This is a genomic window from Vermiculatibacterium agrestimuris (genome assembly GCF_943193085.1).
Taxonomy (GTDB): domain Bacteria; phylum Bacillota; class Clostridia; order Oscillospirales; family Oscillospiraceae; genus Vermiculatibacterium; species Vermiculatibacterium agrestimuris.
This window is the reverse complement of the sequence record NZ_CALPCU010000015.1, coordinates 1-17,889: the sequence shown is the minus strand read 5'-3', so window position 1 is coordinate 17,889 and position 17,889 is coordinate 1. Positions and strand designations below refer to the sequence as shown.

The 17,889-nt window shown below is 61.8% G+C and carries 16 protein-coding genes and 1 pseudogene; 13 read left to right on the top strand and 4 right to left on the bottom strand.

Translation table 11 applies throughout. The features are described from left to right. Nucleotides 1-28: 28 nt before the first annotated feature. Genes nuoE through NFR87_RS06685 form a run of 5 tightly spaced genes read left to right on the top strand, consistent with a single transcriptional unit; the run spans nucleotide 29 to nucleotide 5,067 of the window. Entirely contained in the window at nucleotides 29-523 is a 495-nt protein-coding gene (gene nuoE / locus NFR87_RS06705) for an NADH-quinone oxidoreductase subunit NuoE (RefSeq protein WP_251448138.1), read from the top strand. Continuing rightward, nucleotides 520-1,095 carry an ATP-binding protein gene (locus NFR87_RS06700; protein ID WP_251448135.1) on the top strand — a complete coding sequence of 192 codons (576 nt, stop codon included), beginning with the start codon at nucleotides 520-522 and terminating at the stop codon, nucleotides 1,093-1,095. Before nuoE ends, NFR87_RS06700 begins: the two co-directional genes overlap by 4 nt. A 15-nt stretch (nucleotides 1,096-1,110) precedes the next feature. Further along, nucleotides 1,111-1,491 carry a (2Fe-2S) ferredoxin domain-containing protein gene (locus tag NFR87_RS06695; RefSeq protein ID WP_251448132.1) on the top strand — a complete coding sequence of 127 codons (381 nt, stop codon included), beginning with the start codon at nucleotides 1,111-1,113 and terminating at the stop codon, nucleotides 1,489-1,491. After that, complete coding sequence (locus tag NFR87_RS06690; protein WP_251448129.1) at nucleotides 1,491-3,293, top strand: NADH-quinone oxidoreductase subunit NuoF; 1,803 nt, start codon at nucleotides 1,491-1,493, stop codon at nucleotides 3,291-3,293. Before NFR87_RS06695 ends, NFR87_RS06690 begins: the two co-directional genes overlap by 1 nt. A gap of 13 nt (nucleotides 3,294-3,306) precedes the next feature. Continuing rightward, the gene (locus tag NFR87_RS06685) at nucleotides 3,307-5,067 is read left to right on the top strand and encodes an NADH-dependent [FeFe] hydrogenase, group A6 (RefSeq protein WP_251448126.1); all 1,761 of its coding nucleotides are present in this window, start codon (nucleotides 3,307-3,309) and stop codon (nucleotides 5,065-5,067) included. A 75-nt stretch (nucleotides 5,068-5,142) separates the two neighbouring features. Here the strand turns inward: NFR87_RS06685 and NFR87_RS06680 are convergent, their stop codons facing one another. The 3 genes and pseudogenes from NFR87_RS06680 to NFR87_RS06670 all read right to left on the bottom strand — a co-directional run. Continuing rightward, complete coding sequence (locus tag NFR87_RS06680) at nucleotides 5,143-6,687, bottom strand: O-antigen ligase family protein (RefSeq protein ID WP_251448121.1); 1,545 nt, start codon at nucleotides 6,685-6,687, stop codon at nucleotides 5,143-5,145. Between the two features lie 16 nt (nucleotides 6,688-6,703). Further along, a complete protein-coding gene (locus tag NFR87_RS06675; protein ID WP_251448118.1) occupies nucleotides 6,704-7,810 on the bottom strand; it encodes a glycosyltransferase family 4 protein in 1,107 nt (368 codons plus the stop codon). A gap of 121 nt (nucleotides 7,811-7,931) precedes the next feature. Next, nucleotides 7,932-8,312 (bottom strand): annotated as a pseudogene (locus tag NFR87_RS06670) (methionine adenosyltransferase domain-containing protein); the annotation flags it as partial. A gap of 83 nt (nucleotides 8,313-8,395) precedes the next feature. Between NFR87_RS06670 and NFR87_RS06665 the strand changes: the two are divergent. The 8 genes from NFR87_RS06665 to NFR87_RS06630 all read left to right on the top strand — a co-directional run bounded on the left by NFR87_RS06665 (nucleotide 8,396) and on the right by NFR87_RS06630 (nucleotide 15,689). Further along, entirely contained in the window at nucleotides 8,396-9,286 is an 891-nt protein-coding gene (locus NFR87_RS06665; RefSeq protein WP_251448259.1) for a carbohydrate ABC transporter permease, read from the top strand. 15 nt (nucleotides 9,287-9,301) lie between these two features. Then, a complete protein-coding gene (locus NFR87_RS06660) occupies nucleotides 9,302-10,234 on the top strand; it encodes a carbohydrate ABC transporter permease (protein ID WP_251448115.1) in 933 nt (310 codons plus the stop codon). Nucleotides 10,235-10,275: 41 nt separating this feature from the next. Beyond that, the gene (locus tag NFR87_RS06655) at nucleotides 10,276-11,187 is read left to right on the top strand and encodes a dihydrodipicolinate synthase family protein (RefSeq protein ID WP_251448112.1); all 912 of its coding nucleotides are present in this window, start codon (nucleotides 10,276-10,278) and stop codon (nucleotides 11,185-11,187) included. 22 nt (nucleotides 11,188-11,209) lie between these two features. Beyond that, nucleotides 11,210-11,962, top strand: coding sequence for a glucosamine-6-phosphate deaminase (nagB, locus tag NFR87_RS06650; RefSeq protein WP_251448109.1), 753 nt, complete (start codon nucleotides 11,210-11,212; stop codon nucleotides 11,960-11,962). Next, entirely contained in the window at nucleotides 11,953-13,074 is a 1,122-nt protein-coding gene (gene nagA, locus NFR87_RS06645) for an N-acetylglucosamine-6-phosphate deacetylase (RefSeq protein ID WP_251448106.1), read from the top strand. Before nagB ends, nagA begins: the two co-directional genes overlap by 10 nt. A 282-nt stretch (nucleotides 13,075-13,356) precedes the next feature. Further along, complete coding sequence (locus NFR87_RS06640) at nucleotides 13,357-14,475, top strand: ABC transporter ATP-binding protein (RefSeq protein WP_251448103.1); 1,119 nt, start codon at nucleotides 13,357-13,359, stop codon at nucleotides 14,473-14,475. 172 nt (nucleotides 14,476-14,647) lie between these two features. Continuing rightward, a complete protein-coding gene (locus NFR87_RS06635) occupies nucleotides 14,648-15,190 on the top strand; it encodes a stage V sporulation T C-terminal domain-containing protein (RefSeq protein ID WP_251448100.1) in 543 nt (180 codons plus the stop codon). A 238-nt stretch (nucleotides 15,191-15,428) separates the two neighbouring features. Further along, nucleotides 15,429-15,689: a translation initiation factor 2 gene (locus tag NFR87_RS06630; RefSeq protein ID WP_251448097.1), complete on the top strand. Its 261-nt coding sequence runs from the start codon at nucleotides 15,429-15,431 to the stop codon at nucleotides 15,687-15,689. A 37-nt stretch (nucleotides 15,690-15,726) separates the two neighbouring features. Here the strand turns inward: NFR87_RS06630 and NFR87_RS06625 are convergent, their stop codons facing one another. Beyond that, nucleotides 15,727-17,682, bottom strand: a complete 1,956-nt coding sequence (locus NFR87_RS06625; protein WP_251448094.1) for a hypothetical protein — start codon at nucleotides 17,680-17,682, stop codon at nucleotides 15,727-15,729. Nucleotides 17,683-17,889 lie beyond the last annotated feature (207 nt).

Sequence of the window (17,889 nt, the reverse complement as noted above, 5' to 3'; positions counted from 1 at the left end):
CACTTTAAAAGAAGGAGTGAGGATCCATATGCCAAACGTCAAAACCGCCATCCCCTATCGGGGCACCCCGGAACAAGAGGCGCGGCTCCGGGAGGTCATTGCGGCTCATAAGGGCCAGCCCGGCGCCACCATGCCGGTGCTCCAAGCCGCGCAGGAGATCTTCGGCTATCTGCCGGAGGAAGTCCAGATCATGATCGCCGAGGGCCTGGACATTCCCCTTTCCGAGGTCTATGGTGTGGTATCCTTTTACACCCAGTTCAGCTTGAATCCCAAGGGCCGCTATCAGATCTCCATTTGTCTGGGCACGGCCTGCTACGTCAAGGGCGCGGGCAATATCCTGGAGGCCGTCCAGAAAAAGCTGGGTATCGCTCCCGGCGGCATCACCGCCGACGGCAAGTTCTCCCTGGACGCCTGCCGGTGCATCGGCGCCTGCGGCCTGGCTCCGGTAATGATGATCAACGACGATGTCTACGGCCGGCTCACCCCCGATCAGGTCTCTGGCATCCTGGATCGCTACGAATGAAGGAGCTGTCTCTCCACCTGCTGGATATCGTAAAGAACTCTACCGCAGCGGGGGCCGCCCTGGTGGAGGTATCTCTCACCGAGGCAGAAGACCGCACGCTGACCATTGTCATCGCAGACAACGGAGCCGGCATGTCTCCCGAGACGCTCTCCTCGGTATCCGACCCCTTCACCACCTCCCGAACCACCCGAAAGGTGGGGCTGGGGATCCCCCTCTACCGCATGGCGGCAGAGCAGACTGGGGGCAGCGTGAAGCTGGAAAGCGCCCTGGGTGTGGGCACCACTGTGACCGCGGTATTTCACCTGGATCATCTGGACTGCGCCCCTCTGGGCGACCTGCCTGGCGCTGCGGCCACCGTTATCCAGGGAAATCCACGCACCGACTTCCGCTTTTCCCGCGCCACGCCCCGGGGAAGCTATTGTCTGGACACCCGGGAGATGCGCGAGCTGCTGGGCCCGGACGTCCCCCTGGACGCGCCCGAGGTCTTTGCCTGGGTCACGGGATATCTTCAGGAGCAGGAAGACGCGCTCAACGATCCAACACAATTTCCCGCCTACGGCGCGGGAATATAAAGGAGTAGAAATGGGATGAAAAGTTTAGAAGAGCTGAAGGCCATTCGGGAACAGATGAAAAAACAGCTGGATCTCCGGGATCAAACGGACAACAACATCCGTGTGGCGGTGGGCATGGCCACCTGCGGCATTGCCGCCGGCGCCAAACCCGTCCTGGCAGCCTTCCTTCAGGAGATCGACAAACGGGATCTCCGCGGCATCACCGTGACCCAGACCGGCTGCATCGGGGTGTGCCGGCTGGAGCCCATCGTGGAGGTCTATGTCCCGGGACAGGAGAAGGTCACCTACGTAAAAGTCACGCCTGAAATGGTGCCCACCATCGTGGCCGACCATCTGGTCAACCGCCAGGTGGTCACCCGGTTCACCATCGGCGCGGCGGAGCAGGAGGAAAAGTGATGAAGCTGATTCGCAACCACGTTATGGTCTGCTGCGGCACCGGCTGCACCTCTTCGGAAAGCCCCCAGATCGCCGCCGCCTTTGAGCAGGAATTGATCCGCGCGGAACTCCAGGACGAGGTCAAGGTGGTTCGCACCGGCTGCTTTGGCCTGTGCGCCGCCGGCCCCATTGTCATGATCCTTCCCGACGGGGCCTGCTACAGCCGGGTCACCGTCAGCGATGTGCCCGAGATCGTGCGGGAGCACCTGGTAAAGGGCCGAATCGTAGACCGGCTGCTTCGCCTGGAGGGAGACGAGGGCGCCACCGCCACCTCTCTCAGTGACACCCAATTCTATAAGCACCAGACCCGGATCGCTCTGCGCAACTGCGGCGTGATCGACCCGGAGTCCATCGACGAGTACATCGGCTCCGACGGCTACCTGGCCTTGGGGAACATTCTGGAAAACAAGACCGATCCCCAGGAGATCGTGGACGCCATCAAGAAAAGCGGCCTTCGGGGCCGGGGCGGCGCGGGCTTCTCCACGGGCATGAAGTGGCAGTTCACCAAGGACGCCCAGAGTCCCGACGGGGTCAAGTATGTCTGCTGCAACGCCGACGAGGGCGACCCCGGCGCTTTTATGGACCGCTCCGTGCTGGAGGGCGATCCCTTCTCCATCCTGGAGGCCATGACCATCGCCGCCTATGCCGTAGGCGGCACCCAGGGCTATATCTATGTCCGCGCCGAATATCCCATCGCCGTCAAGCGGCTCCAGACCGCCATTGGCCAGGCCCGGGAGTACGGCCTTTTGGGCGAGCACATCCTGGGCAGTGATTTCTCCTTTGATATCGAGCTGCGGCTGGGCGCCGGCGCCTTCGTCTGCGGCGAGGAGACCGCCCTCATGACCAGCATCGAAGGACACCGGGGCGAACCCCGGCCCCGTCCCCCCTTCCCCGCGGTGAAGGGCCTTTGGCAGCGGCCCACCCTGCTCAACAACGTGGAGACCTATGCCAACATCACCTGGATCCTCAACAACGGCTGGGAAAAGTACGCCGCCATCGGCACCGAGGGCTCCAAGGGCACCAAGGTCTTCGCCCTGGGCGGCAAGATCGTCAACACCGGCCTTGTGGAGATCCCCATGGGCACGACCCTGCGCACCATTGTGGAGGACATTGGCGGCGGCGTGCCCCGGGGCAAAAAGTTCAAGGCCGCCCAGACCGGCGGCCCCTCCGGCGGCTGTATCCCCGCCGAGCTGATCGATACCCCCATCGACTACGACTCCCTCACCGCCATTGGCTCCATGATGGGTTCGGGCGGCCTCATCATCATGGATGAGGACAACTGCATGGTGGACATCGCCAAGTTCTTCCTCTCTTTCATCGTGGACGAGTCCTGCGGCAAGTGCACCCCCTGCCGCATCGGCACCAAGCGGCTGTATGATCTGCTGTGCAAGATCACCGACGGCAAGGGAACGCTGGAGGATCTGGACACCATCGAGGAGCTGTGCTACCACCTGAAGGAGTCCTCCCTGTGCGCCCTGGGCCAGTCGGCCCCCAACCCGGTGCTCTCCACCCTGAAATACTTCCGGGAGGAGTACATCGCCCATGTGGTGGAGAAGCGCTGCCCCGCCGGGGTGTGTAAGGATCTGGTATCCTACCACATCGTCCCCGACAAGTGTAAGGGCTGTACGCTCTGCGCCAAAAACTGCCCCGCCGACGCCATCTCCGGCGCTATCCGGGCGGCCCATACCATTGATTCCAGCAAGTGCATCAAATGCGGCGTATGTATGGACAACTGCCGCTTTGGCGCCATCGTAAAAGTGTAAGGAGGGACGGAATATGGAACAGAAAATGGTCAATCTCACCATCGATAATATCCCCGTCACCGTCCCGGAGGGCACCACCGTCTTGGAGGCCGCCCGGAACGCGGGCATCAAGATTCCCACCCTGTGTTTCCTGAAGGACATCAACGAGATCGGCGCCTGCCGCATCTGCGTGGTGGAGGTAAAGGGAGCCCGGAGCCTTATGGCCTCCTGCGTCTACCCGGTCAGCGAGGGCATGGAGGTGTTCACCAACACCCCCAAAGTCCGCCATTCCCGGCAGCTCACCCTGGAGTTGATCCTGTCTAACCACCGCATGGACTGCCTCACCTGCTCCCGCAACGCCCACTGCGAGCTGCGGCAGCTGGCCTCCGACCTGGGCATCGACGCAGTGCGCTATGCCAACGACCAGCTCCTTCCCCAGTTGGAGACCACCGCCCTCCATCTGGTGCGGGACAACTCCAAATGTATCCTCTGCCGCCGGTGTACCGCCATGTGTAAGAACGTGCAGAAGGCGGGGGTCATCGGCCCCAATGAGCGGGGCTTCGCCACTCATATCGGCTGCGCCTTCGACCGGGATCTGGCGGAGGTGGACTGCGTCTCCTGCGGCCAGTGCATCGTGGCCTGCCCCACCGGAGCTTTGGCCGAGCAGGACAATACCGCCAAGGTCTTATCCGCCCTCCATGACCCCACCAAGCATGTGGTGGTGGGCCCCGCCCCCTCTGTCCGGGTCACTCTGGGTGAGTGCTTCGGCATGCCGGTGGGCACCAATGTAGAAGGCAAGATGGTCACCGCGCTGAAGCGGCTGGGCTTTGACAAGGTCTTCGATGTGGACACCGCCGCCGACTTCACCATCATGGAGGAGGGCACTGAATTTATCCATCGCCTCCAGGGCAACGGCCCCCTTCCCCTCATCACCTCCTGCTCCCCCGGCTGGATCCGGTATTGTGAGCAGCACACCCCCCAGTTCCTGCCCAACCTGTCCTCCTGCAAGTCCCCCCAGCAGATGTTCGGCGCCTTGGTAAAGAGCTACTACGCCGAGCAGGCCGGCATCGACCCCAAGGACATCTACGTGGTGTCCATCATGCCCTGCACCGCCAAGAAGTACGAGGTGCAGCGGGAAGAGCAGCGGATGCAGAGCGGCTGTATGCCGGTGGACGTGTCCCTCACCACCCGGGAACTGGCCCGGATGATCACCCAGGCGGGCATGATGTTCGACCACCTGCCCGAGGGGGAGTTCGATCCCATGCTGGGCATCGCCACTGGCGCGGCCACCATCTTCGGCGCCTCCGGCGGCGTTATGGAGGCCGCCCTGCGCACCGTAGTGGAGACCCTCACCGGCAAGGAGCTGGAGAAGCTGGACTTCACCGAAGTCCGGGGTATGGAGGGCATCAAGGAGGCCAGCTACGATGTGGCCGGCCGAACTGTCAAGGTCTGCGCCGCCTCCGGCCTGACTAACGTCAAAAAGGTGCTGGACGGCCTGGCCGACGGCTCTCTCCAGTATGACTTTGTAGAGTTCATGGCCTGTCCTGGCGGCTGTATCAACGGCGGTGGACAGCCTCTCCATCCCAGCGATGTGCGCTCCTTCACCGATCTGCCCGCACTCCGGGCCCAGGCGCTCTACGGCCAGGATCAGGGCCAGACTTACCGCAAGAGTCACGAAAATCCCATTGTGAAGAAGGTCTACGCCGAGTATCTGGGCGAGCCTGGCGGCCACAAGGCCCACGAGCTTCTTCACTGCACCTATGTCCCCCAGAAGCGCTACCGCACCGACGACTAAACCCTCCGGCGGATCGATCAGAATAAAGCAAAGCGGAGGATGCCTGAGGCATCCCCCGCTTTTGTTTTACCGCTGTTATTGCGCCTCTTCGTCCCGGACGCTCTTCCGGCAGAGCTTCACACAGGCCGCGATGAGCCCGAAAAGGAAGAAGTAGACAAACATATTCCGGGCATAGAACCAGGTGTACTCCGCCACAGAGATCAGCAGGATGCCGCAAAAGCCCGCCACGGCGGCCGCCAGCAGATTTTTGACCCGCCGGTCTGTCCCAGCCGCATAGGCTCTGATCCCCGTTTTCAGCTGGCTAAGGAGCATACAGAGGAAGGTGATGATGCCCCCGGGGCCCATCTCCGCCCAGACCTGGAGGTAGTTATTGTGGGTGTGGATGGGAAAGTTCCCGTCGAACATGGGCGGATAGCCCTTGAAGGTCTTTGTTAGAATGTCGCTGCCCAGGCCCACGCCCCGATACCAGTAGTCTTTCATCAGCACGCCGCTGGCTCCGTAGATGGCGAAGCGGTAGCTGGTGGAGCTGTCCTCCATATTGCCGATGGTCAGAATACGGTTGTATATGGTCTCCGGCAGCAGAGGGATGCAGCAAATGCCCAACACCGCCAGCAGGGGAATAAGCTTCCAGTTGCAGAACGCGATGAAGACCACTGTGGCCAAAGCGAAGCCCAGCCAGCCCGAGCGGGAATAGGTCACGCCCAGGGCGATCACGCATACGCCCAGAGAGAACAGGGCCCCTACCCTCCCCCGCCAGGTCTTGGCGTTCAAAAGAAGGGCGTAATTCAGGGGCGAGAGCATCACCAGTAGTTCGGCAAAGTTGTTGGGGTTGTCAAAAAAGGCATACACCCGGCCGGGCATCCCGGCGTTCACCGACATATCCTGCTGGTTGGCCACCACTTCCACCCCGATGACCCCCTGGTAGCAGCCATAGAGGGCGGCCACAGTCAGCCCCGCCGCCACCAGAATGACCATCATCTCCACCTGCTCGTACTTCTTCACCCCACTCACCGCCAGCAGGCACAGCAGGAAGGCCGCCAGGTAGAAGCCCACGAACCGCAGAGACATGCTCCAGGACAGAGAGGCAAGGAAGGCGTAGCACACAAAGGCCATAAAAAGGGTGAGCCAGGGCCCCAGCGCCCCTATCTCCAAACGATTCCCGGGGCGGATGGCACAGCCCAGGGCAAAGAGCGCGATGAGCGCGACAGCCCCCATCAGGGCCCAGCGGTTGTCCCAATTGCTGTGGGGCACCATGAGCATCAGCGCCATAAAGCCGCCCAGGCAGAGATAGGGCATTGCGCCCAGACCGGCGACCGCCCGGAAGGTCAAGCTGCCGTCCCACACCTCCTTGCGCAGGCCGTAGATCCAGCGGCAGACAGCGCAGGGAATATTCAAAATAAATGTCAGCACCCGGCAGGTCAGGCTTGTCTCCCAGCTCTTGGGCAGCGTCCCCTCCCGCCAGATGAACTGGCATACCGCACTTCCCTTCACGCACCGGGCAAAGCCCCGGCCAAAGGCGCGCAGGGCATTGCCCACCCGGCTCTCCGCCCAAGCGTCTGTCAGTGCGCCCCAAAGGGCCAGGAAAAAGCGGCAAATCAAGCTGTTTTCAACGATGGTCATAGTATTTTCTCCAAATTCAGCCGTTGACGGCTTTTTCATAAACTTGAAAAGTGGCATCCGCCATCTTGTGGATCTCGAACTTCTCCTCCACCGTCCGCTTGGCCCCCTCCCGGCACTGGGCCAGGAAGTCAGGCTCCTCGATCATCACCTTCATCGCACTGGCCATAGAGTCGGGGTTGTCATATTCCGCCAACAGGCCGCAGCCCGCCTCATCGTTGACGATATCCGGGTTGCCGGCGATATCGGTGGCGATCACCGGCAGTCCCGCGGCCATGGCCTCGATGATGAGGAAGCTGAGGGCTTCATGCCGGGAGGAATTGATATAGAGGTCGCTGCCCTTGTAGAGGTTCTTGATGTCCTTGCGGAAGCCAATGAAGCGCACCTGCTCCTCGGTGAGCCCCAATTCCTTCACCTGGGCCTTCCGCGCCTCCAGCAGAGGCCCGTCCCCCGCCAGCACCAGGGTAAAGGGGGCGGCAGTGAGCTCCGTGAGCCGCTTGACGGCCTTGAGCAGGTACTCATGGCCCTTATCGTCGGCAAATCGGGAGGCGCAGAGCATCACAAACCGGTCTTCCGGGATCCCCAGCTCAGCGCGCATGGTGGACTCGCCCCGCTCTCCCGCCCAGGCCGCGGGGTCGACGGCGTTGAAGATGACCTGGATATGTTCTCCGCTCCAGCCGTTGGCAATGAGCTGGGCCCTGCCGGGATTGCACACGGCGATCATCTGATCCTGCCGTTTGTCCAGCAGGCGGTTGGAAAGCCGGGTCACGGCGTCATTGGGCAGGATGAAGTGATTGGTATAGACCACCCGCGGCTTCTTATTATAGCTTTTCGAGAGCATAGCGATATAATTCTCCCGCAGGTAGTGGCAGTGGATGAGGTCGATGTCCCACTCCTCACACAGTCCGGCCAGCGCCTTGGCCGCCTTGCGGTCGAAACGGCTTTTCATGGTGATCTGCCGGGTTGGCACCCCCAGCGCCTCCAGCCGCTCCACCAGCAGGCCGCCCTCGTTATAGGCAAAAAAGGGCCTGATCCGCCCGTCGGCGGAGAGATACTTCACCAGCGTCTCCACATACCGCTCAGTGCCCGCCTTTCCGGCGTAATTCAACAGATAGAGAACATTCATAAAGAGGGCCTCCCTCTCAAAAATTCATAGCAACTCTATTGTACAGGAAAAAGGAGGGAAAAGCAACTATTTCAGCAGAAAAGGCCCCGCCGGAAGGCAGGGCCTTTTCTCTCATTTCATCTCACAGCGCGGCCTTCAGCGCCTCCACCCTGTCAGTGCGCTCCCAGGGCAGGTCGATGTCCGTGCGGCCAAAGTGGCCATAGGCGGCGGTCTGCTGGTAGATGGGCCGGCGCAGATCCAGCGCCTCAATGATCTTGGCGGGGCGCAGGTCAAAAACCCGCATGACCGCCGCGGAGAGCTTCTCCTCCTCCACCGTTCCGGTGCCGTAGGTATCCACCAGCACGCTGACAGGATGGGCCACGCCGATGGCGTAGGCCACCTCGATCTGGCACTTTTTCGCCAGACCCGCCGCCACGATGTTCTTCGCCACGTACCGGGCCATATAGGCCGCCGAGCGGTCTACCTTGGTGGGATCCTTGCCGGAGAAGCAGCCGCCGCCGTGGGGGGGGGGGGGGGCGCCCTTTCTATCAAACGATCAAGAGAGGAGTGTTGATTTTGGCGAAAGAGAAAATCAGCAAGCCCACCATGAGCCGGGCCCTGCAGCGCAGAGAGGACGTTGCCGGGTACCTTTTCATGCTGCCCAGCCTTATTTTCTTCCTGGGCTTTGTGGTGATCCCCATGTTCATCTGCATCGGCTACAGCATGACCGACGCCACCATGCACCAAAAGACCGCCACCAGCTTCATCTTCTTCGAGAACTTTGGCCGCCTGGTGCATGACGAGGTGTTCCTGGAGGCACTGAAGAACACCTTTATCATCGTGATCGTCAGCGTGCCCGCCGTGGCCGCCTTCTCTTTGTGGGTGTCCTCCGCCATCTATAAGCTCAAAGGCCCTGTGCTCTCCGCTTTCCGCTGTATTTTCTACCTGCCCGTGGTCACCGGCTCCGTGGCGGTCACCGTGGTGTGGAAGTGGATGTTCGACAACTACACCGGCATCATTAACACGGTGCTCACCGGGGCGGGAGTGATCGAGAAGAACATCAACTTCCTGGGCGATTCCCGCTATGCCCTTTGGTGTATCATCCTCATCCTGTTCACCACCTCCGTGGGACAGCCCATCGTCCTCTACGTCTCCGCCCTGGGCAATGTGGATCAGGGCCTGGTGGAGGCGGCCAAGGTGGACGGCGCCACGGATCTCCAGGTGTTCTGGAAGATCAAGTGGCCCCAGATGATGCCCACCACCCTGTACATCCTGGTCATCACCACCATCAACTCCTTCCAGTGCTTCGCGCTGATCCAGCTGCTGACCTCCGGCGGTTCGGGGACGAATACCGTCATGTATTATATTTACCACACCGCCTTTAAGCTCACCGAGCAGGCCGGCCATTTCGGGTACGCCAACGCCATGGGCGTGGTGCTGGCCATCTTTATCGCCCTGCTGTCTGCCCTGCAGTTCAAGCTGGCGAAAGAAAAGTAAAGGAGGGGAGAGACTATGAAAACATCCGACCAGACGTTAAGACGGCTCTATAAGATCCTGTCCGTTCTCATTCTGATCCTGTTGGCGTTCCTGTTCGTCTTCCCCCTGTACTGGATCGTCACCGGCGCCTTTAAGCCCGCCACCGACATCTACGCCATGAAGCCTGTGTGGTGGCCCAGTGAGTTTACCGGAGAGAACTTTGTCAAGCTGCTCAACAAGCGCTCCGCGCCTCTGTTCCAGCTGGCCGTTCCCTTCAGTGCGCAGTTCTCCGGTACCGGGGAACCCATCTACTTCCTCACCGGCCCCACCGTTCCCGCCGCCTTCCGGTGGCTCATTAACACGGTGTTTATGGCCGTCACCGCCATGATCCTCACCTGCATCACCGCCGCCATGGCGGGCTACGCCCTGGCCAAAAAGCGTTTTCGCGGCCGGGCGATCCTGTTCTCCCTCATCATCTGCGCCATGGCCCTGCCCAAGCAGGTCATCCTCATCCCCCTGCTCAAGGAGATGTCCGCCCTGGGTCTGATGAACACCCTCTGGGCCGTCATCTTCCCCACCGTGGGCTGGCCCTTCGGCGTGTTCCTGATGAAGCAGTTCTCCGAGAGCATCCCGGGTGAGATATTGGAGGCCGCCCGGGTGGACGGCTCCAGCGAGATCCGTACCTTTGCCACTATTGTGGTACCCATGGTGAAGCCGGGTATCGGCGCCCTGGCCATCTTCACCTTCATCAATTCCTGGAACGACTACTTCCTCCAGCTGATCATGCTCACCAGCGGCGCCAACTACACCATGCCCCTGGGCGTTGCCACCCTCCAGGCGGAGACCAGCGTGGACATGGGCCTTCTGATGGCGGGCGCCTCGCTGGCCGCGCTGCCCATCATCATCGTCTTCCTCATTTTCCAGAAATACTTCACCCAGGGGATCACCATGGGTGCAGTGAAGGGCTAAAGCCCTTAAATTCGCATCCTTTGAGAATAGGAGCTTAAAAAATGGACATCAAAAAGTATCAGGGTGTATTTCCCGCCTTCTATGCCTGCTATGACGACGCCGGCGCCATTTCCCCCGACCGGGTGCGTGGACTGACCCGCTACCTGATGGACAAGGGCGTTCAGGGCCTCTATGTGGGCGGCTCTTCCGGTGAGTGCATCTACCAGAGCGTGGAAGAGCGCAAGGTAGTGCTGGAGAACGTGATGGCCGAGGCCAAGGGCAAGCTCACCATCATCGCCCACGTGGCCTGCAACAATACCGCCGATTCCCAGGAGCTCTCCCGCCACGCCGAGAGCCTTGGGGTGGACGCCATCGCCGCCATCCCGCCCATCTACTTCCACCTGCCCCCCTACGGCATCGCGGAGTACTGGAACGACATCTCCGCCGCCGCGCCTAACACCGATTTCATCATCTACAACATCCCCCAGCTGGCCGGCGTGGCCCTCACCCCGGCCCTCCTGGCGGAGATGCGCAAGAATCCCCGGGTCATCGGCGTGAAGAACTCCTCCATGCCCACCCAGGATATCCAGATGTGGAAGGATCAGGGCGGCGCGGACTTCGTGGTGATGAACGGCCCTGACGAGCAGTTTGTCTCCGGCCTGGCCATGGGCGCCACCGGCGGCATCGGCGGCACCTACGCCGTCATGCCCGAGCTTTACCTGAAGATCCGGGAGCTGTTCTACGCCGGCAAAGTCGCCGAGGCCGCCGCAGTGCAGAACGACGTGTGCCGCATTATCTATAAGATGTGCGAGGGCCACGGGAACCTCTATGCGGTCATGAAGGCCATTCTCAAGAAAAACGGCATGAACTGCGGCACTGTCCGCAAGCCCCTGCCCGGCCTGGCGGAGAGTGACAAGGCCATCGTAGAGGCGGCAGACGGGATGATAAAGGATGCCATCGCCAAATACTGCTGAAAATCGATCGAGGTGACGCAATATGCGGATATATCAAGCCAGCGATTATCAGGCTATGAGCCGCCGGGCGGCCAACATCATTTCCGCCCAGGTCATCATCAAGCCCAACTGCGTGCTGGGGCTGGCCACCGGCTCCACCCCCATCGGCACGTACCGCCAGCTCATTGAGTGGTACAAGAAGGGGGACTTGAGCTTCGCCGAGGTACACACGGTGAACCTGGACGAATATGTGGGGCTCCCCGGTACCCATGACCAGAGCTACCGCTATTTCATGCAGACCAACTTCTTCGACCACATCGACGTCAGGCCCGAGTGGACCAATGTCCCCGACGGCATGGCTGCCGATGCCCAGGCCGAGTGCGAGCGCTACAATCAGGTCATCCATGGGCTGGGGGGCATCGACCTCCAGCTTCTGGGCATGGGCCACAATGGCCACATCGGTTTCAATGAGCCGGAGGACGCCTTTGAGCTGGGCACCCACATGGTGGATCTCGCCGAGAGCACCATCCAGGCCAACAAGCGCTTCTTTGCCTCGGAGGCCGACGTGCCCCGCCAGGCCCTCACCATGGGCATCAAGAACATCATGCAGGCCCGCCACATCCTGGTGGTGGTCAGCGGCGAGGGCAAGGCGGACATCGTCCTCAAGGCATTCCGGGGCCCGGTGACCCCGATGGTGCCCGCCTCCATCCTCCAGCTCCATCCCAATGTGACCCTGGTGGGCGACAAGGCGGCTCTGAGCAAGCTGGCCGCAGCGGGGGAATCCATATGCGGATAACCGGCGGACAGGTCTTTGACCTGAAGGAGGGCTTTGTCCAGCGGGAGCTGTGCATGGACGGTGGCTGCGTCGCCAATGCCAGCGCCGACGGGAAAACTTACGACGCCACGGGCTGCTATGTGATCCCCGGCCTGACCGACGTCCACTTTCACGGCTGTCAGGGGGCGGACTTCTCCGACGGCGATCCCCAGGGGCTCCAGACCATGGCGGACTACGAGCTCAGCCGGGGCGTGACCCAGATCTGCCCCGCGGGAATGACCTTGCTGGAGGAGCAGCTCGCCGTTATCTGCAAGATGGCCGCGGCCCACAAGAAAAGCAGTACTGCCGGCGCGGAGCTGGTGGGGGTCAACCTGGAGGGGCCCTTCCTCTCCTACGCCAAAAAGGGCGCCCAGAACGGGGACTGGCTCCACAAGCCCGATGCGGATATGCTCAAACGGCTCATTGACGTCTCCGGCGGCCTTGTAAAGCTGGTGACGGTGGCGGCGGAGGAGCCGGGCGCCATGGAGTTCATTGACCGGGCCAAGGATTGGGTCACCGTCTCCCTGGGCCACACCACCGCCGACTACGATACCGCCATGGAGGCCTATGGCCTGGGAGCATCCCAGGCCACCCACCTCTTCAACGCCATGCCCCCCTTCACCCACCGCGCCCCCGGCGTGGTGGGCGCCTCGGCGGACAGCTCCCATGTGCGGGTGGAGCTTATCTGCGACGGCGTGCACATCCACCCCTCGGTGGTGCGCGCGGTGTTCAAGCTGTTCGGCGTCAAGCGGGTGGTGCTCATCTCCGACTCCCTGCGCTGCACCGGCATGCCCGACGGGAAGTACCCCTTCGGCGGTCAGGAGATCGTCCTCAAGGGCAACCGGGCCACCCTGGCCCACGAGCCCGACACCCTGGCCGGCTCCGTGACCGACCTGATGGGCTGTGTGAAGAAGGCGGCGGAGTTCGGCATCCTCCTCCACGACGCTGTCCGGGCCGCGGCGGTCAACCCTGCCAAGGCCATCGGCATATTCGGCCGCTACGGCTCTCTGGAGCCGGGGAAGGCGGCCAATGCGGCGGTGCTGGATGAGAACCTGAATTTGAAGGCCGTCATTTTTCAGGGAAATGTGCTTTGAAACGCAAAAAAAGCTATTCAAAGACGAGAAAATGCGATATACTGGAAATGCAGTGATATCCTATGGTCATCACAGGCGGGAGACGCCTGTCATGATAACGCGCATCCCCCAAATCAAGGCCTCCGAGCCCTACTCCATTCCCATAGGGCCGGAGAGTCAAAAAAGGAGGAAATCACCGCCGGGCCGGCGGTGCGGCAGTGTGGAGACCTGTCGCAAAGCCCTTGTGGACGCACCCAAGGGTGAGGAAGGGGCGCGGAGGCGCCCTGACTACGGCTCAAGAGTATGGCAACTGTGCAGTTGAAGAACGTCAAAAAGATCTACGACAACAAGGTCACCGCCGTACACAGCTTCAACCTGGAGATCGCGGACAAGGAGTTCATCGTCCTGGTCGGCCCCTCCGGCTGCGGCAAGTCCACCACCCTGCGGATGGTGGCCGGTCTGGAGGAGATCAGCGAGGGCGAGCTGCTCATCGACGGCCAGGTCATGAACGATGTGGAGCCCAAGGATCGGGACATCGCCATGGTCTTCCAGTCCTACGCCCTCTATCCCCACATGACCGTGTACGAGAACATGGCCTTCTCCCTGAAGCTGAAGAAGGTGCCCAAGGAGGAGATCGACAAGAAGGTGCGGGAGGCCGCCGCCATCTTGGACATCACCCAGTACCTGGAGCGCAAGCCCAAGGCCCTGTCCGGCGGCCAGCGCCAGCGGGTGGCCATCGGCCGCGCCATCGTCCGCAACCCCAAGGTCTTCCTCATGGACGAGCCCCTGTCCAACCTGGACGCCAAGCTGCGCAACCAGATGCGGGCGGAGATCATCAAGCTGCGCCAGCGGATCGACACCACCTTTATCTACGTCACCCACGACCAGACTGAGGCCATGACGCTGGGCGACCGGATCGTCATTATGAAGGACGGCTACATCATGCAGATCGGCACGCCCCAGGAGGTCTTCGACCACCCCGCCAACATCTTCGTGGCCGGCTTTATCGGCACGCCCCAGATGAACTTCTTCGACGCCAAGCTGGAGAAGGCCGGCGACGGCTGGCAGGTCAAGGTGGCTGACGCCGTGGTGCCCCTTAACGCCGACATGAACGCCAAGCTGGACGCCAGCGGTGTGAAGGATATGAACGTGACCCTGGGTATTCGGCCTGAGCACGTCTCCTTCGCCGCTGAGGCGGGGCCCCATACCGTAGAGGGTAAGGTGGACGTGTCCGAGATGATGGGCAGCGAGCTCTATCTCCACGTGACCGCCGGCGGCAAGGATGTCGTTCTGCGTATCCCCACCACAGACCTTCCTGTGGAGCACCGGGGCGGGATCCCCCACGGCACCGCCGTGAATTTCACCTTCCGGCCGGAGCTTATCCACCTCTTCGACCCCGAGAGCGAGAAAAATCTGCTCTGAGAGAGCAAAAAGTGAATAGAAAAGAGCGGTATCCGGATGGATACCGCTCTTTTTTGTCGGAAAAGGGGAAAAACGCCGTTTCCAAATCATACCGCCCATCTTGGGAGAATAGCCAAAACAAACCTGCGGATACTAAGGGCGTCAACCGATTTTACCGCAGGAGGAGAGAGAAATGAAAGCCACTGGAATCGTACGGCGGATCGACGACCTGGGACGCGTCGTCATCCCCAAGGAGATCCGCCGCACCATGCGTATCCGCGAGGGCGACCCGCTGGAGATATACACCGATAAGGATGGCGAGGTCATCTTCAAAAAGTATTCCCTTATGGGTGGGCTCAGCGATTTCGCCTCTCAGATGTGCGAGACCCTGAACAAGACCACCGGCCATGTCACCGTCATCACGGATCGGGACGCCTGTATCGCCGTGGCGGGCGCGCCCCGCCGGGACTTGATGGACAAGCGGCTGGGGGAGCGGCTGGAGGCCCTTCTGGAGGGCCGCAAGATCTATCAGTACCAGCCGGGTGAGGCGCCCATCCCCGTCAGCGATGAGAGCGGGAAGTTCTATGTCAGCTGCGCCGCCCCCATCCTGGCGGAGGGAGACGTACTGGGCTGCGTCCTCTTCGCCGCCGAGGAGGGCTCGTTGGTGGCCGACGACACCGACTATAAGCTCCTTCAGACCACCTCCGGCTTCCTGGGCCGGCACATGGAGGGGTGAAAGGAAAAGACCGCTGCGAGAAAAACGCAGCGGTCTTTTTCCTGTCAGAGGACGGCCTGGAAGAGGAGAATAAGGAGGATGTTCACTCCAAAAACCGCCGCCAGGGCCGCCCAGGGCCTTCTCTCCATACCATTCCCTCCGGAAAAAGTGTACGCCGGGACGGGGCCGGGTATGCCGGGTATATTTTTCCGGAATGTGTCCATACTGAAGGAAGAAACTGCAAAGGGAGGCGGCGTCCATGCTGAAGGGAACCAACCGGCGGGTCATTGTGGTCAGATCTCCTGACCGCCGTTTTTTTGAGGAGGCCATTTTCATTGTCCGGGAGGGGGTGTGGAGCCAAAAGGGGGTCACAGCGGAGCAGGTGGTGGAGGAGGCTCGGCGGGTGGCCGACGGCTTTGTCCAGAAAAACAGGCCCCGCTGGCACATCCCCGCCCCCGGCTATGTGGCCCTGGGGGCCCTGCTGGCCACTGTGGTCTGGTGCGTGGGCCTGCTGACATGAAAAGGAGCCTTCCCGCTGGGGGAAGGCTCCTTTTTGTTCAGCCCGTACCCACTCCGGCACAGACCCAGACGTTGTCCGTCTCATTGAGATACATAGCGCCCCGGCGGAGGTAGGAATAGGCTCCCTCAGGCACATTGGGGTCGGGGCCTTCATAGTTCCCGGTGTTGCCCGCCATGACCCAGGCCAGGGCCGCCTCATCTTCCGGGAGGAAGGCGGCCTCATAGATAAAGGCGAACCGCTCATGGCCCTCGCTCTCCGGGGGGAACCAGGCGTCGGGCATATCCTCCAAGGTGCCCACGCCCACGATCCGCAGGAAAGTGAACCTGCCCATGGAGCTGCCCGGGGTCACCTTCAGGTGGCCGCCCTCGTAGGCCTCCGCCCAGTCCTGGGCAATGTTCAGGTAGCTTTGGTTTTCATTTTTTACCGAGGGGGAGCCGCGCAGCGCGGAGAGCTCCGCCTCGTCAAAGAGGATCCGCATGGTGGGAAAGATGCGGCTTCGCTCATAGAACACGTCGTCTGCCGGCTCCACGCTCTCCGCCCGGAACCAGGTCTCCCTGAAGCCGCCGCCCTTGGCCAGCACCAGGTCGCTGCCCTGCCAGAACTGGAGCTGGCTGTACCAGTTGGGGTCGGCCAGCAGGAGGGAGGCCCCGGTTGGAGTCTGCGCCGGAGGCTCCACCTCGCTCCAGGTATAGGCGGAGGTGAATTGATTGCGGGCGTATGGGCCGTTGCCCTCGTTGGGGTCGAGGAGATAGTCGCCGCCCCCCACCCCGTCGGGAGTGGACAGCACCATCCGCACCTGGCCGCCGCTGTGGTTCAGAATGAGCTCCAGGGCCTGGGCGGCCTTCTCCGCCGCCACGCTGGTGCCGCCCAGGTCGACGCCCAGCCGATCCAGGTGGCTGATCACATTCTCCTTGAAGGCCCAGGAGTCGGGAGAGGCGTCGTTGATCATGTCGTGCCAGAGCAGCTTCCGGTTTTCATTCGCGGCGCCGCTGAGCCGGTAGAAGAGCCACTCGCACCCCGGGTAGCCGGGGGAGACCCAGTTATCCTCGGTGATGTACCGGCCCCCGGCCAAGACCACATTTTCCGGGGTGGTGGTGTGGAGCTCGTAGTTAAAAGCCCAGCCCTCGATGACCGTGTCGCCGAACTGCTCGGAATAGAACCCGGTGAAGCTCTCGATGCGCCAGTCATCAAAGACCACGGCCGCCTCGCCGTCCTCCTCCCGATCCCGGTAGAACCAGGTGCCGTTTGACCCCTCTTCGATGACCTCCTGAAGAACGTAGTTCTTGGCGTCTTCCACCACTTCGTCGGGCACGCCGTACGCCTCCGCCGCCCCGTCCACCACATGGTCGGTGGCGGACTTGGGGCCCTGCTGATAGACCAGCACCTGCTCCCCGTCAAAGTAGAGCAGCAGGGTGCACTCCCGTCCACCCAGCTTCTCGTCGCTGGCCGAGCCATACACCACCAGGCACCTGGCGTATTTATCCCAGGACGAAGTGTCCCAGTAGTAGCCCAGCTCGGGCAGGGCCTGGCCCAGAAGCTGGGGCAGGTCGGCCCGGTAAACCCGGCCTTCCCGCTGGAAGAAGAGCTCCTTTTCGGTGACCAGCTCGCTGGTTCCGTCCCCGTTGAGATCCACGGCGATGGGCTGGTAAAAGCCGTTCTGGGTACGGCACAGCAGGGCGGGCGCCCCGTCTGCGCCCACGGTGTAGAAGTCCACCAGGGTGCCGTACGCATGCTCGGAGAGCTGGCCCTGATAGGTGATGGTGAAGCCGTTTTGGCCGAAGAGGTCGTGGAAGAAGAACATGTTCTGATAATTGTCCTCCTGGGTGGTGAAGAACACGTTCATAGTCCCGTCGTCCTGCCGGATGGCGGCGTGGACGGTGCCGGGCCGGGTGGAGGAGCGGTAGACCACTACACTGGTTCCGTCAAAGTTCCAGTTTTCCAGTCGGTAGTCGTAGTGGTCGATGAAGTCATCGGTGTGGGGCTCTGTCGTCACCGTGGGGGCCGCGTAGGGCTCCAGACGATCCAGGTCGATGACCGCCTTCGGCTCCCCAGCAGGCAGAGGAGTGGGGATAGCCGGGGCCTCGCACTCCTGGTGGGAGACAAAGTAATATTGCCGTTCCTCTGTACCTTGCTCTCCGTAGGGGCGGGGGCCCGGCCCCCCCCCCCCCCCACGGGCGGGGGCTTTCGCTTCGCTTCACCC

Excerpts from the sequence above, each read along its gene's own strand:
- nuoE (WP_251448138.1), top strand. The coding sequence starts at position 29 with ATGCCAAACGTCAAAACCGCCATCCCCTATCGGGGCACCCCGGAACAA.
- NFR87_RS06700 (WP_251448135.1), top strand. The coding sequence starts at position 520 with ATGAAGGAGCTGTCTCTCCACCTGCTGGATATCGTAAAGAACTCTACC.
- NFR87_RS06695 (WP_251448132.1), top strand. The coding sequence starts at position 1,111 with ATGAAAAGTTTAGAAGAGCTGAAGGCCATTCGGGAACAGATGAAAAAA.
- NFR87_RS06690 (WP_251448129.1), top strand. The coding sequence starts at position 1,491 with ATGAAGCTGATTCGCAACCACGTTATGGTCTGCTGCGGCACCGGCTGC.
- NFR87_RS06685 (WP_251448126.1), top strand. The coding sequence starts at position 3,307 with ATGGAACAGAAAATGGTCAATCTCACCATCGATAATATCCCCGTCACC.
- NFR87_RS06680 (WP_251448121.1), bottom strand. The coding sequence starts at position 6,687 with ATGACCATCGTTGAAAACAGCTTGATTTGCCGCTTTTTCCTGGCCCTT.
- NFR87_RS06675 (WP_251448118.1), bottom strand. The coding sequence starts at position 7,810 with ATGAATGTTCTCTATCTGTTGAATTACGCCGGAAAGGCGGGCACTGAG.
- NFR87_RS06665 (WP_251448259.1), top strand. The coding sequence starts at position 8,396 with ATGAGCCGGGCCCTGCAGCGCAGAGAGGACGTTGCCGGGTACCTTTTC.
- NFR87_RS06660 (WP_251448115.1), top strand. The coding sequence starts at position 9,302 with ATGAAAACATCCGACCAGACGTTAAGACGGCTCTATAAGATCCTGTCC.
- NFR87_RS06655 (WP_251448112.1), top strand. The coding sequence starts at position 10,276 with ATGGACATCAAAAAGTATCAGGGTGTATTTCCCGCCTTCTATGCCTGC.
- nagB (WP_251448109.1), top strand. The coding sequence starts at position 11,210 with ATGCGGATATATCAAGCCAGCGATTATCAGGCTATGAGCCGCCGGGCG.
- nagA (WP_251448106.1), top strand. The coding sequence starts at position 11,953 with ATGCGGATAACCGGCGGACAGGTCTTTGACCTGAAGGAGGGCTTTGTC.
- NFR87_RS06640 (WP_251448103.1), top strand. The coding sequence starts at position 13,357 with ATGGCAACTGTGCAGTTGAAGAACGTCAAAAAGATCTACGACAACAAG.
- NFR87_RS06635 (WP_251448100.1), top strand. The coding sequence starts at position 14,648 with ATGAAAGCCACTGGAATCGTACGGCGGATCGACGACCTGGGACGCGTC.
- NFR87_RS06630 (WP_251448097.1), top strand. The coding sequence starts at position 15,429 with ATGCTGAAGGGAACCAACCGGCGGGTCATTGTGGTCAGATCTCCTGAC.